At 58.7% G+C, this 13,568-nt stretch carries 14 protein-coding genes; 8 read left to right on the top strand and 6 right to left on the bottom strand.

What is annotated here, in order from left to right; genetic code table 11:
* Positions 1-52: 52 nt before the first annotated feature.
* The 3 genes from AC3IX1_RS18215 to AC3IX1_RS18205 all read right to left on the bottom strand — a co-directional run bounded on the left by AC3IX1_RS18215 (position 53) and on the right by AC3IX1_RS18205 (position 3,872).
* Positions 53-496: a hypothetical protein gene (locus AC3IX1_RS18215; RefSeq protein WP_489385253.1), complete on the bottom strand. Its 444-nt coding sequence runs from the start codon at positions 494-496 to the stop codon at positions 53-55.
* A complete protein-coding gene (locus AC3IX1_RS18210) occupies positions 493-1,722 on the bottom strand; it encodes a tyrosine-type recombinase/integrase (protein WP_489385252.1) in 1,230 nt (409 codons plus the stop codon). The genes AC3IX1_RS18215 and AC3IX1_RS18210 overlap by 4 nt, the downstream gene beginning before the upstream one ends.
* Positions 1,723-2,039: 317 nt before the next feature.
* Positions 2,040-3,872: a sigma-54-dependent Fis family transcriptional regulator gene (locus tag AC3IX1_RS18205; protein WP_489385251.1), complete on the bottom strand. Its 1,833-nt coding sequence runs from the start codon at positions 3,870-3,872 to the stop codon at positions 2,040-2,042.
* Positions 3,873-4,257: 385 nt separating this feature from the next.
* Between AC3IX1_RS18205 and AC3IX1_RS18200 the strand changes: the two genes are divergently transcribed.
* The 8 genes from AC3IX1_RS18200 to AC3IX1_RS18165 all read left to right on the top strand — a co-directional run bounded on the left by AC3IX1_RS18200 (position 4,258) and on the right by AC3IX1_RS18165 (position 11,035).
* Positions 4,258-5,352, top strand: coding sequence for an ABC transporter ATP-binding protein (locus AC3IX1_RS18200; RefSeq protein WP_489385250.1), 1,095 nt, complete (start codon positions 4,258-4,260; stop codon positions 5,350-5,352).
* On the top strand, positions 5,352-6,467 hold the full coding sequence (locus AC3IX1_RS18195) for an ABC transporter ATP-binding protein (RefSeq protein WP_489385249.1): 1,116 nt from the start codon (positions 5,352-5,354) through the stop codon (positions 6,465-6,467). Before AC3IX1_RS18200 ends, AC3IX1_RS18195 begins: the two co-directional genes overlap by 1 nt.
* Positions 6,464-7,330 (top strand): carbohydrate ABC transporter permease, encoded by an 867-nt coding sequence (locus AC3IX1_RS18190; protein ID WP_150725924.1) that lies wholly within the window; start codon positions 6,464-6,466, stop codon positions 7,328-7,330. The genes AC3IX1_RS18195 and AC3IX1_RS18190 overlap by 4 nt, the downstream gene beginning before the upstream one ends.
* A gap of 8 nt (positions 7,331-7,338) precedes the next feature.
* Complete coding sequence (locus tag AC3IX1_RS18185) at positions 7,339-8,139, top strand: carbohydrate ABC transporter permease (protein ID WP_046037828.1); 801 nt, start codon at positions 7,339-7,341, stop codon at positions 8,137-8,139.
* A gap of 10 nt (positions 8,140-8,149) precedes the next feature.
* The gene (locus tag AC3IX1_RS18180; RefSeq protein WP_095943787.1) at positions 8,150-8,422 is read left to right on the top strand and encodes a DUF2160 domain-containing protein; all 273 of its coding nucleotides are present in this window, start codon (positions 8,150-8,152) and stop codon (positions 8,420-8,422) included.
* 47 nt (positions 8,423-8,469) lie between these two features.
* Positions 8,470-10,212: an ABC transporter substrate-binding protein gene (locus tag AC3IX1_RS18175; protein ID WP_150758930.1), complete on the top strand. Its 1,743-nt coding sequence runs from the start codon at positions 8,470-8,472 to the stop codon at positions 10,210-10,212.
* Positions 10,213-10,428: 216 nt separating this feature from the next.
* Complete coding sequence (locus AC3IX1_RS18170; RefSeq protein WP_489385248.1) at positions 10,429-10,629, top strand: co-regulatory protein PtrA N-terminal domain-containing protein; 201 nt, start codon at positions 10,429-10,431, stop codon at positions 10,627-10,629.
* A 73-nt stretch (positions 10,630-10,702) separates the two neighbouring features.
* Positions 10,703-11,035: a DUF2790 domain-containing protein gene (locus AC3IX1_RS18165; RefSeq protein ID WP_489385247.1), complete on the top strand. Its 333-nt coding sequence runs from the start codon at positions 10,703-10,705 to the stop codon at positions 11,033-11,035.
* Between the two features lie 118 nt (positions 11,036-11,153).
* Here the strand turns inward: AC3IX1_RS18165 and AC3IX1_RS18160 are convergent, their stop codons facing one another.
* The 3 genes from AC3IX1_RS18160 to nuoN all read right to left on the bottom strand — a co-directional run bounded on the left by AC3IX1_RS18160 (position 11,154) and on the right by nuoN (position 13,564).
* Positions 11,154-11,531: a type II toxin-antitoxin system VapC family toxin gene (locus tag AC3IX1_RS18160; protein ID WP_489385246.1), complete on the bottom strand. Its 378-nt coding sequence runs from the start codon at positions 11,529-11,531 to the stop codon at positions 11,154-11,156.
* Positions 11,528-11,911 carry a type II toxin-antitoxin system Phd/YefM family antitoxin gene (locus tag AC3IX1_RS18155; protein ID WP_489385245.1) on the bottom strand — a complete coding sequence of 128 codons (384 nt, stop codon included), beginning with the start codon at positions 11,909-11,911 and terminating at the stop codon, positions 11,528-11,530. The genes AC3IX1_RS18160 and AC3IX1_RS18155 overlap by 4 nt, the downstream gene beginning before the upstream one ends.
* A gap of 189 nt (positions 11,912-12,100) precedes the next feature.
* The gene (gene nuoN / locus AC3IX1_RS18150) at positions 12,101-13,564 is read right to left on the bottom strand and encodes an NADH-quinone oxidoreductase subunit NuoN (RefSeq protein WP_458371031.1); all 1,464 of its coding nucleotides are present in this window, start codon (positions 13,562-13,564) and stop codon (positions 12,101-12,103) included.
* Positions 13,565-13,568 lie beyond the last annotated feature (4 nt).

Genomic DNA, 13,568 nt, shown 5'->3' with positions numbered 1-13,568 from the left:
GGTGGTTGGGGCATGCCATTGCAGCCAAATAGCCCCCCACCTTTTTGGCAGCTTATTTGTGAGCCAAGCTCTCCGCTCTAGGCACTACCTCCCACTCCCCACCAGCCACAAACGTCTTGTAATATTTCCGTGCCGTGGCGTCACTTATACCAAACCTATGAGCAACCTCTCCGGCAGCGGCTGACATAGATAGCCCTTTCTCATGCATTAGCAGACGAATGTGTGTCCCGACCGTGAATATGTCAGCGGCAGGCCTGCGATTTTTCGCGGTCAGTCCCAGCTCGTCTGTTAATGCTTTGGCGCGGTGCTTGGCTGGCTTGCCCATGCTAGCTTCTATCGCGTCGGCTAAATGGTCGGCCAGCCCTTGGGGCATCTTTCCGTACTCGCGCAGACTCATGGCGATCCACTGTAGCGCCAACGCTGCTGCTTCGGGGTCGGACTTAGCCTGAGTTAGAAGCATTTCAACTCGATCATCGACGCTGGGGCCGTCCGTCATGCGCCAACCCTCCCGAATGTGCCATGCACCACGTTCGTCGCTGGCGCGGTGGTCGCGTAGTCAGCCCATGCCTGCATTAGCTCCCGGCGCTTTTCCAGCAAGTTGCTTCGACTGTAGGCAGCTTCTGTTTGGTCGCGTTCATCGTGTGCCAGCGCAAGCTCGCATACTTCGCGCGGGTAGTGGGTGCATTCACTCGCCCACGTGCGAAAGGTGGCGCGAAAACCGTGGGTGGTTATGTCCGGTAGCGCCATTGAGTGCAGCAGATTGAAGGTTGCGCCGACGTGCATGACGCCAGACTTGCTGCTGGTGCCAGGAAACAGATAAGGACTGCCAGCGATGCGCGGAATGGTTCGTAGTAATGCAACTGCTTGTCGTGAAAGTGGAACTGTAAACGGCTGCCGGGTTTTCATGCGCTCGGCAGGCAAGCTCCATGTGGCAGCGTCAAGGTCGAACTCGTCCCAAGTGGCAAAGCGAACCATTCCAGCGCGAGCGGCAGTCAAAATTAACAATTGCAGCGCATTAGCATCACGCCTTTCCATGGATGCCAGTCTTCCCATGAACGTCGGTAGGTCGCGCCAAGCCATCGCTGGATGTTTGGTCTTTTGCCTAGCGCGCTTTTTGTCAACACGACTTAACAGGTTGTCCAAGTGGCCACGCCAGCGTGCAGGATTCTCCCCGGTCCTTAGTTTGAGCGTTTTGGCTGCATCCAGCACCCGCTCGATATGGCCGCGCAACTCATCGGCAGTTGCTGGTTTCGTGCTCCAGATCGGCTGCAGAGCTCGTAGTACTTGCTCCGTCTGTATCTGATCAGGTCGCAGCGTGCCCATAGTCGGGAGAGCGTAGCGTTCCATAATTGACAACCAGCCTTTGCGGCGGCGTTCAGTCAGGTGTTGGCAGTGTGCCGAATGGTAATCCAGCACCAGCGATTTGAAAGTAGCGACATTTGCCTGTTCTGCTCGGCGCTGCTGCTCGGCTCGGCGCTCATCCAAGGGGTCGCAGCCCTTCAGGATCAGTGCACGTGCTTCAGCGGCGGCTTGCCTAGCTGCTTTGAGTTTTGCCACTGGATATGGTCCCAAGCCCATGTCTCGGCGCCTGCCATTGAGTTGGTAGCGCAATAACCAGGACTTGTTGCCTGTAGCCTTGATTACCAGATAAAGCCCATCACCGTCTGGGTATCTGCCCGGCTCGGTTAGGTGCTCGACTTGCTTTGGATTTAGCGCGCTCATTGCAATAGCCCCACACTCAGCCCCACATATTTACACGGGTTTAGGCGTACAGCCACACACCGCCACGCACATTATATACCACAAAGGCCTTGTATTTATTGGGTTTGCGCACAAGTGCGTATTGCGGCGTACAAAAACAAAACCCGCCTTGTGCGGGTTTTTGTTTATGGGGTTGGCAGTTCAATTTGAAATGACAGGGCTGACGCCTTCGCGGGCAAGCCCGCTCCCACAGTGTCCGTGTCGTACACAAAATCTGTGCAGCCCGCTGAACCTGTGGGAGCGGGCTTGCCCGCGAAGGGGCCCGTTTGGCCAACTTGTCATTCAGTCTGCCGCAACCGCTTGTAAAGGGTATTGCGGCTAACCCCCAACCTGCGCGCCAGGTACGAAATATTCCCCCCAACCGCCTGCAACTGCCGGTTCAAATACTCGGCATCATTCAGATCCACGGCCAACGGTTCCGGCGTATCGACCGGCTCCATCTCCAGGTCGACAAAAAAATCATCCGGCAAATGCTCCGGCCTAATCGGCTGTTCCTCGGCCATCGCCAGCGCCACCTGCATCACGCTGCTGACCTGGCGCAAGTTCCCCGGCCACGGGTGGCGGTTGAACAGTTCCAGCACTTCGTTACTCAATCCGGCCCATTGGCTTGGTTCGCGATGCTGTTCCCACAGACGTTTGAACAGCGCCTCTTTATCGCTGCGTTCTCTTAACGGCGGCAACTCCAGGGTCAGGCCGCCGATGCGGTAATACAGGTCTTCACGAAACCGCCCCAGTTGTACTTGTTCGCGCAACGAGCGATTGGTCGCGGAAATGATGCGCAAGTCCACAGGGAACAACTCGCTGCTGCCCACCGGCTGCACGCAACGCTCCTGCAACACCCGTAACAGGCGCGCCTGGGTCGGCAGCGGCATGTCACCGATTTCATCGAGGAACAGCGTGCCTTTGTCAGCCTTGCGGATCAGCCCGATGCTGCCTTTCTGGTTGGCGCCGGTGAACGCGCCTTTCTCATAACCGAACAACTCGGATTCCACCAGTTCGGCGGGAATCGCTGCACAGTTGACGGCGATGAACGCTTGTTTGCTGCGCGAGCTGGCCTGGTGCAGGGCTTTGACGAACACTTCCTTGCCGACCCCGGTTTCACCGTGGATCAGCAGTGGAATGTCTTTTTCCAGCAAGCGCTCGGCCTGACGCACGGCCTTTTCCACGCGACTGTCGCCGAAATGCAGGGAGTTGAGGCTGATGGCCGCGGGTGCAGCTACAACCGGCTCGGTGAACACTCGAGGTTGAATCGATGCCTGTTTCGGCCGCTTCAACAGGCACTGGAAGCGGTTGCGCCCCGAGGTTTGCAGGGCGAAGGGCAGGCCGTCGGGCTGGTTCAGCAACTCCAGCAGCGAGACCTTGAACAGGCTTTCGACATTGACCCGCGACAGGCTGATGCCCAGCAGATTGTCGGCCCGGCGATTGGCCGACAACACCTGTCCGGTCTCATCGAAAATCAGTAACCCTGCCCATTGGCTGTCGAGGTTGTTCAGCCCGGTGTTGAACGTCAGCTGGAAATGCTGGCCATGGAACAGGTTGAGGATCAGCCGGTTTTCCACGGTCTGGCTCATCATCTTGACCATGCCCAGGGTGTGGGAGGGCGGCAGGTAGCTGTCGCTGGACACGTCCAGCACCGCGATCACCTTGCGCTCGGCATCGAAAATCGGCGCGGCGGAACCGGTCATGAAGCGGTTGGCCTTGAGATAGTGTTCATCGTGCTCGATGTGCACCGCTTGTTCGCAGGCCAGGGCGGTGCCAATGGCGTTGGTGCCGGTGCAGCGTTCCATCCAGCTGGCGCCGGCGCTGAATCCCCGGGCCAGTTTCGGTTCGATAAAACGCTGGGTGCCCCAGGACGTGAGCACCTGGCCCTGCTGGTCGGCGAGCATGATCAGGCAATTGGAATTGCTCAGGATGTTTTCGTAGTAGGGCAGCACTTCCTGATGGGTGGTTTGCACCAGCGAGTGCTGGCTCTCCAGCAGTTGCGCGATGCCTGCGGCCGGCAATTGGTCGAATGCCGGCGTGCTCTGATGACTGAGGCCGAACGCGCGGCAACGGGACCAGGAGTCCTGGATGATGGCGTCGTGGGACAACGGCGATGCGGGTGCGGCCATGGCAGTCGATCTCTGAGCAGGCTTTTATTGTTTTTATGGTGGCTTCAACTACACACGGTCACTGTAGGAGCGAGCTTGCTCGCGATGGACGTTAACGGTGATGAGGGCTGCCTGAATAAACGAGGCGCTCTCAAGCGCATCGCGAGCAAGCTCGCTCCTACAGGGGGGGGCGTGAGCAGTCCATAGAGTGTTGTTCACTATTGTTCACTGTCAATGGGTGAGCTGTTCAATTGTTCATTTCCGATTGTTCATTTGTGTTCAGCAACGAACGCGGTTTCGCCGTCCTCTTCGGGAATTTCAAGCTGAATCAACAGCTTGAGTTTTTTGGCACGGATGTCGCTTTAACGCTCCGGTCGCTTGACTCCAATAATAAAAAGGCCGAGCCATGTCACTCACCCTGGAACACGTCAGCCGCACCGTCGAGGGCCAGACCTGGATCGACGATGCCAACCTGAGTTTTGAACCCGGTTCCTTCAACGTTTTGCTGGGTCGCACCCTGTCCGGCAAAACCAGCCTGATGCGCCTGATGGCCGGTCTGGACAAGCCCGACAGCGGCCGCATCCTGATGAACGGCGTCGACGTTACACAACGCCCCGTGCGCCTGCGCAATGTGTCGATGGTCTATCAGCAGTTCATCAACTACCCGACCATGACGGTGTTCGACAACATCGCCTCGCCGCTGCGCCAGGCCGGTGTATCCAGCGAAGTGATCCAGGACAAGGTGCTGGAAACCGCGAAGATGCTGCGCATCGAGAAGTTTCTCAAGCGCTATCCGCTGGAGCTTTCCGGTGGTCAGCAACAACGCACGGCCATGGCCCGGGCGCTGGTCAAGGATGCCGAACTGATCCTGTTCGACGAGCCTCTGGTCAACCTCGACTACAAGTTGCGCGAAGAACTGCGCCAGGAAATGCGCGAGCTGTTCAAGGCGCGCCACACCATTGCGATCTACGCCACCACCGAACCCAACGAGGCCCTGGCCTTGGGCGGCACCACCACCATTCTTCACGAAGGCCGGGTGATCCAGAGCGGCCAGTCGGCCTCGGTCTATCACCAGCCGCAAACGGTGCTGGCGGCGGAGCTATTCTCCGAGCCGCCGATCAACCTGATGCCGGGGCGCATTGCCGGCAACGAGGTGAGTTTCGCCAACTTCGTGCATTTCCCGCTGAACGTCGATCTGCGCCCGGTGGGCGAGGGCGAGTTCCGTTTCGGCGTGCGGCCCAGCCATATCTCGCTGGTGCCGAGCAACGACGATGACCTCGAACTGGCGGTGACCGTCGAAGTCGCGGAAATCAGCGGCTCGGAAACCTTCCTGCACGTGCGCAACGAGCACTTCCTGCTGGTGCTGCACTTGCCGGGTGTCCACGAATACGACGTCGATGCGCCGATCCGCATCTACATCCCGACCCATAAACTGTTTGTGTTCGATACGCAGGGGCGGCTGGTCCAGGCGCCGGGCCGGCGTGTCACGAGGGTTGCCTGATGGCCGAAATCCGTTTGCAGAACCTCGCCCACAGCTACACCAAGACCCCGGCGGGACCGGAGGACTACGCGATCCGCGAGATGGACCACATCTGGGAGCAGGGCGGCGCCTACGCGTTGCTCGGTCCATCGGGCTGCGGTAAATCAACCTTGCTCAACATCATTTCCGGGTTGCTCAGCCCATCCCAGGGCCATGTGCTTTTCGACGGCAAAGCGGTCAACAACCTGACCCCGGAAAAGCGCAACATCGCCCAGGTTTTCCAGTTTCCGGTGGTCTACGACACCATGACGGTGTTCGACAACCTGGCCTTCCCGCTGCGTAACCAGGGCATGGCCGAGGCAAGAATTCATACCAGGGTGCAGGAAATCGCCGAAGTCCTCGACCTGCAGAACCTGCTGAGCAAAAAGGCGCGCAACCTCACCGCCGACGAAAAACAGAAAGTTTCCATGGGCCGCGGGCTGGTGCGCGACGACGTGTCGGCGATCCTCTTCGACGAGCCGCTGACGGTGATCGACCCGCACCTGAAGTGGAAACTGCGGCGCAAGCTCAAGCAGATCCACGAGCAGTTCAACATCACCATGGTCTACGTTACCCACGATCAGCTGGAGGCCTCGACCTTCGCCGACAAGATTGCGGTGATGTACGGCGGGCAGATCGTGCAGTTCGGTACGCCAAGGGAATTGTTCGAGCGCCCGAGCCATACCTTTGTCGGCTACTTCATCGGCAGTCCGGGGATGAACCTGATCGAGGTGCAGCCGCAACCGGGCGGTGTCGGTTTCGCCTCGACTCACCTGCCGCTGTCCGAGGCCATGCAGCAGCGTATTGCTGAATCGGAGTGGAAAACCCTGAAGGTCGGCATTCGTCCGGAGTTCGTCCATGTGTGGGACGAAGCCTTTGATGACGCGCTGCGGGCAAAGGTCGTACACGTCGAGGACCTGGGCACCTACAAGATCATGAGCCTCGAGCTCGATGGCGCGCCCCTGAAGGTGCGCCTGGCCGAAGACAAACCGGTGCCGCAAGGCACGGCCTACATCAGCTTTCCGGCGCAGTGGCTGATGGTCTACGCCGATGAATTCCTGCTCGAAGCCAATGCCAACCAAGAGGCGCAGCCATGAACAAGGTGCAGAACAACAAGGCCTGGTGGCTGGTGCTGCCGGTGTTCCTGCTGGTGGCATTCAGTGCGGTGATCCCGATGATGACCGTGGTCAACTATTCGGTGCAGGACATCTTCGACCAGTCCAGCCGCTACTTCGTCGGAGCCGACTGGTACAGGCAGGTGCTGCTCGATCCGCGCCTGCACGACTCGTTGCTGCGCCAGTTCATCTACTCGGCCTGCGTGCTGCTGATCGAAATCCCCCTGGGGATTGCAATTGCCCTGACCATGCCGACCAAGGGTCGCTGGTCGTCGGTGGTGCTGATCATCCTGGCGATTCCGTTGCTGATCCCGTGGAACGTGGTCGGCACCATCTGGCAGATCTTCGGCAGGGCCGACATCGGTCTGCTGGGGGCGAGCCTCAAGGCCATGGGCATCAGCTACAACTATGCGGCGAACACCATGGACGCCTGGGTCACCGTGCTGGTGATGGACGTCTGGCACTGGACCTCGCTGGTGGCGCTGTTGTGCTTCTCCGGCCTGCGGGCGATTCCGGATGTGTATTACCAGGCGGCGCGGATCGACCGGGCCTCGGCCTGGGCGGTGTTCCGGCATATCCAGTTGCCCAAGCTCAAGAGCGTGCTGCTGATCGCCGTGATGCTGCGCTTCATGGACAGTTTCATGATCTACACCGAGCCGTTCGTGCTCACGGGCGGCGGTCCGGGCAATTCCACGACCTTCTTGAGCCAGACCCTGACGCAAATGGCGATCGGGCAGTTCGACCTGGGGCCGGCTGCTGCATTCTCGCTGGTGTACTTCCTGATCATCCTGTTGGTGTCCTGGCTGTTCTACACCGCCATGACTCACTCCGACGCCAACCGCTGAGGCCCGCCATGAGCAAGAGAAAGCTTGTTCCACTGCTGCTTTACATCCTGTTCCTGCTGGTGCCGATCTACTGGCTGCTGAACATGTCGTTCAAGAGCAACAGCGAAATCCTCGGCGGCCTGACGTTGTTTCCCCAGGATTTCACCTTCCACAACTACAAGGTGATCTTCACCGACCCGAGCTGGTACACCGGTTACCTCAACTCGCTGTACTACGTGAGCCTGAACACGGTGATTTCCCTGAGCGTGGCGCTGCCTGCGGCCTATGCGTTTTCGCGTTATCGCTTCCTCGGCGACAAACACCTGTTCTTCTGGTTGCTGACCAACCGCATGGCGCCGCCTGCGGTGTTCCTGCTGCCGTTCTTCCAGCTGTATTCCTCGATCGGCTTGTTCGACACTCACATCGCCGTGGCCCTGGCCCATTGCCTGTTCAACGTACCGCTGGCGGTGTGGATTCTCGAAGGCTTCATGTCCGGCGTGCCCAAGGAAATCGACGAAACCGCCTACATCGATGGCTACAGCTTTCCCAAGTTCTTCGTGAAGATTTTCATCCCGCTGATCGGCTCCGGCATCGGCGTCACGGCGTTCTTCTGCTTCATGTTTTCCTGGGTCGAACTGCTGCTGGCGCGAACCCTCACCTCGGTGAATGCCAAACCGATCGCAGCGGTGATGACCCGAACTGTCTCGGCATCCGGTATCGACTGGGGGGTACTGGCGGCGGCGGGGGTGTTGACCATCCTGCCGGGCATGCTGGTGATCTGGTTTGTTCGCAACCACGTGGCCAAGGGCTTTGCCCTGGGCCGGGTATGAGGAACTGATGATGGAATGGATGAGCTGGACCGTCCCCACGGCGGCATTCTTCAGCGTGATCGCCTTGATCCTGGTGGTCATGACCACTTGGGAATTACGTTCGCCGAGCATCCTTCGGCGTGGTTTTTTGCCGATTGCCACCACCCGTGGCGATCGGCTGTTCATCGGTCTTCTCGGCAGCGCCTACCTGCATTTGCTGGTAATCGGCGTCACCGACTGGAGCATCTGGGTCGCCTTCGCGATGTCCCTGGTGTGGCTGTTGGCTGTGATGCGTTGGGGCTAGTCGAATCGCTCGGCAATGTTGCTCCGAAACTTAAACAGGAGGTCTCTATGTTCGACAAAAACAATAAGCTGCGACATAGCATTTCATTGGCAGCCATGCTGGCACTCAGCGGTTTGAGCGCGTCTGCCTGGGCCGATGCCTATGAAGACGCGGCGAAGAAATGGATCGGCAGTGAATTCAAGCCATCCACCCTGACGGCCGATCAACAACTCGAAGAGCTGAAGTGGTTCATCAAGGCGGCTGAGCCGTTTCGCGGGATGAGCATCAAAGTGGTGTCGGAAACCATCGCCACCCACGAGTATGAGTCCAAGGTGCTGGCCAAGGCTTTCACCGAGATCACCGGGATCAAGCTGACCCACGACCTGCTGCAGGAAGGCGACGTGGTGGAAAAGCTGCAGACCCAGATGCAATCGGACAAGAACATCTATGACGGCTGGGTCAACGACTCGGACCTGATCGGTACGCACTTTCGCTACGGCAAGACCGAATCGATCACCGACCTGATGGCCAACGAGGGCAAGAACTTCACCTCGCCGACCCTCGATATCAAGGACTTCATCGGCATCTCCTTCACCACCGCGCCGGACGGCAAGATCTACCAGTTGCCCGACCAGCAGTTCGCCAACCTTTACTGGTTCCGTGCCGACTGGTTCGAGCGTGCAGACCTCAAAGCCAAGTTCAAGGAAAAGTACGGCTATGAGTTGGGCGTACCGGTGAACTGGTCAGCCTATGAAGACATCGCCAAATTCTTCAGCGAAGACGTCAAGGAAATCGACGGAAAACGCGTTTACGGGCACATGGACTACGGCAAGAAAGACCCGTCCCTGGGCTGGCGCTTCACCGATGCCTGGTTCTCCATGGCCGGCGCTGGCGATAAAGGCATACCCAACGGCTTGCCGGTGGACGAGTGGGGGATCCGCGTCGAGGATTGTCATCCGGTCGGCTCCAGCGTGACCCGCGGTGGCGACACCAACGGCCCGGCAGCCGTGTATGCGACCACCAAGTACGTGGACTGGATGAAAAAATACGCGCCACCGGAAGCGGCGGGCATGACCTTCTCCGAATCAGGTCCCGTGCCGTCCCAAGGCAACATTGCCCAGCAGATCTTCTGGTACACGGCGTTCACCGCCGACATGACCAAACCGGGCTTGCCGGTGATGAACGCCGACGGCACGCCGAAATGGCGCATGGCGCCTTCGCCGAAAGGCCCGTACTGGGAGGAGGGGATGAAGCTCGGTTATCAGGACGCCGGTTCCTGGACGTTCATGAAATCCACGCCTGAGAAGCAAAAACTCGCGGCTTGGCTGTACGCGCAGTTCGTGACCTCGAAAACCGTGTCGTTGAAGAAAACCATCGTCGGCCTGACGCCGATCCGCGAATCGGACATCAACTCGCAAGCCATGACCGACCTGGCGCCGAAGCTCGGTGGCCTGGTGGAGTTCTATCGCAGCCCGGCCCGGGTGCAATGGACCCCGACCGGAACCAATGTGCCGGACTATCCGCGCCTGGCGCAACTGTGGTGGAGCCACATCGCCGAAGCCGCCAGCGGCGAGAAAACCCCGCAAGAGGCGCTGGACGGACTGGCCAAGGATCAGGACGCAATCATGACCCGTCTGGAACGCTCGAAGGCCCAAGCCACCTGCGCCCCGAAAATGAACCCCGAGCGCGACGCGCAATACTGGTTCGACCAACCGGGCGCACCGAAGCCGAAACTGGCGAACGAGAAGCCTAAGGGCGAGACCGTGAGCTACAGCGAACTGCTGAAATCGTGGGAGGCGGCGCGTAAGTAACTTGGTTGTACTGTGAAAGGCGAACGGCACCGGAAGGTGCCGTTTTACTTTGTGCCTGATGGACCGCTTTCGCGAGCAAGCGACCCGGCGGGAGCAAGCTCCCTCGCCACAGATACCTTTCAGGCTACATAACGGATATGTAATTTCCGCGCCACCGTCATGAAAGGTTCGGATTGTTACCTTGACCTCGTTAGTTAATTAAACGAGGAACCAAACATGAAACTTGCAGAACTGAGTGCGTTTGCAGCGGCGTTGGTGATGTCTTCTGTTGTTTTAGCTGAAGGTGGCGGCGACAGAACCTTTGAAAAAATGATGGCGGCCAATGACCGTTCGGTGGAGAAGTTTGTCGCGAAGCAACAGGCGCGTAACCCCGTCGTCGTGAATGAAAAGAAAGACGACAAGACCAAAGACTTGTAAGCGTGTCGCACTTGAACTAGCCCGTCATCGAATGCCGATGGTGGGCTTTTTTTATGAGCTGAAGGTACAGAATATGACGTTGATCAAGTTGATTGCGCTCGCCGGAGTGATGGCGACGTCCATGAATGTGCTCGCTGAAGGTGGCGGTGACAGGACGTTCGAAAAGATGCTGAGCGCCAACACCCAAGCCATGGAAGAGTACGCGGCCAGCCAGGGCAAACCCGCACCGGTGGTGAAAGACTACCAATACGGAATGAAGCTAGATGTGGTGAAAGTAGTGAGTGTCGTGCGGCCACAAGTTGCCTGCGCCGTAGTACCCACCGCAATGACCTATGAAGATTCTCAGGGCCGACTCAACACCATCAAATACACAGTGGCAGGCGATTGCCGCAACCGCGGCGGATAACACGGTTCCTACACAGTGCCTGTTCCATTGCTATCGCGAGCAGGCCATCCCATTCATCCGGTTTCTTCAACCGAATAAACATTTCCTGAACAAATGATCACTTGTGGTGGTGGGCCGATCAGACCAAAACAGCCAGATCCGTGTACCTGGCAACCAATGGATCGGCGGTGAGGAGTTTCATGGGTTCTGTCATGGCCGTTGCAACAATGAGGCGGTCAAACGGGTCCCGATGGTGATGTTCGAGGTCCTTCACAGCAATGGCGTGTTCTGAGGTCACTGGCAACTCGATGAACCCGCTATCGAGGCAGCACTGGCGGATGTCTTCCAGGTCAGCGTTCAGCTTACCCAGCCCAACCTTGATCGCCATCTCCCAGAATGTCGCTGCGCTGATGTAAATGTCGGCAGCGCTCTCTATGAGCTTTCTGGCTTTGCCGGATAGCCTGGGGTCATCGCTGAGCGTCCAGAGCAAAATATGCGTGTCGAGCAGAAGCCTCATTCTTGAGTGCCTTCAAAAGCATCGAGCATGTCGTCCGGCAGTGAGGCGTCAAAGTCTTCGGGAAGCACCAGTTTGCCTTTCATCGCTCCGATACGCTGTCCGCGGGGTTTTCCCACCGGAACCAGACGCGCAAGGGCCCGACCATGTTTGGCAATCGTGATGATCTGTCCGGCGGCCGCGTCATCGACGAGTTTGGACAGATTGTTTTTTGCTTCGGCCAACGGAACGACGATCATGGCGTTTCTCCTGAATTCTGGACAAATATAGCCAGAATTCAGAGCGCCGACAAAGGCAAGCTGATGATAGGTCAAATCGTCATGTGTCAAATTGGGTGAGCAATCAAAACTGCTGTCCCGCAACGTATAGGTTTCCCGTTTCATGGAGTGCTCCGAATGGTTTTTCACGCACCATAGCGCTCGTTAGCGATGATCGGATGTCAGCTATTGCATACCGTCGTGCAAGCATCTTCCTGAAAGGGGTAGGCTGCGATCTTTACTTTTGAATTCCCAAACGCAAAAACGGCACCCGAAGGTGCCGTTTCTGTTCACTGCCGAGTGCCGCTTAAGCGATCAACCCGCCAACCCCGACTGTTGAACCAGGTTCAGCAGCGGTTGTGGGTACAGGCCGAGGAAGAAGGCCAGTACGGCGATCGCCAGCAGCATTACACCGCCTGCACGTTGTTCCCAATGCAGCTGGGCGTCGACGCGACGCAGGTTTGGCTCGATCAGGAACAGGGTGACCATCACGCGAAGGTAGTAGAAGACGCCGATGGCGCTGCCCAGTACCAGGGAGCCGACCAGCCACCATTGGTGCGACTCGACACCGGTGGCGATGATGTAGAACTTGCCGATGAAGCCCGCGGTCAGCGGGATACCGGCCAGGGACAGCATCATCACGGTCAGTACGGCGGTCAGGTACGGACGGCGCCAGAACAGGCCGCGGTATTCGTACAGGGCATCTGCGTCACGGCCTTTGTACGGCGAGGACATCAGGGTAATCACGCCGAAAGCACCGAGGCTGGTGATCACGTAGGTGACCAGGTACACGCCGATCGCTTCCACGGCCAGACCCTTGCTCGCCACCAGGGCGATCAGCAGGTAGCCGAAGTGAGCGATGGACGAGTAACCCAGCAGACGCTTGAGGTTGCTCTGGGTCAGTGCCAGCAGGTTACCGAACAGGATCGACGCGATGGCGATGATGGTCAGCACGTTGCTCAGCACGCCGCTGCTCGCCACTGGCGAGATCTGGAACAGACGCACCATCACCGCGAACACCGCCACTTTGGAGGCGGTAGCCAGGAACGCTGCCACCGGCGCCGGAGCACCTTCGTAAACGTCTGGAGTCCAGAGGTGGAACGGCACCAGCGACAGCTTGAACGCCAGGCCGATCAGCATCATGCCCAGGCCCAGTTGCGCCAGCGAGCTTGGCATGCCGGTGGCCGCCAGGGCCTGACCGATGCCGACGAAGCTCAGGGAGCCGGAGTCAGCGTAGAGCAGGGCCATACCGAACAACAGGAACGCGGAACCGGCCGCCGACAGCACCATGTACTTGATACCGGCTTCCAGCGAGCGCTTGTTGAAGAAGGCATAAGCCACCAGACCGTAGACCGGTACCGAAAGCAGTTCCAGACCGACGAACAACCCGGCCAGGTGCTGCGCGCTGACCAACACCAGGCCACCGGCAGCGGCCATCAGGATCAGCAGGTACAGTTCTTCACGGTTGCCCGGGTAACCCGTGCCGCCATCGCCGAGGTAGGCGTGGGCGAGGGTCACACAGGCGAGGGTGGCGACCAGGATCAGCGCCATGTACAGGCAGGCGAAGCTGTCGATCTGCAACAACGGCGTCACGGCCAGGGGCGCGACTTTCAAGGCAGGCAGGATCGACAGCAATGCCAGGTTCAGACCCGCCACCGACAGCAGGAAGGTCTGGGAGTGGTTGCGGCGCCAGGCAATCGCCAGCATCACCACGATGATCGTGGCGCTGGTGATCAACAACGGCGCTAGCGCGATAAAGTGTTGAGTCGTGAATTCCATAGCG

Source organism: Pseudomonas sp. KH_046_2 (assembly GCF_057838985.1).
This window is presented reverse-complemented; position numbering and strand designations above follow the sequence as displayed.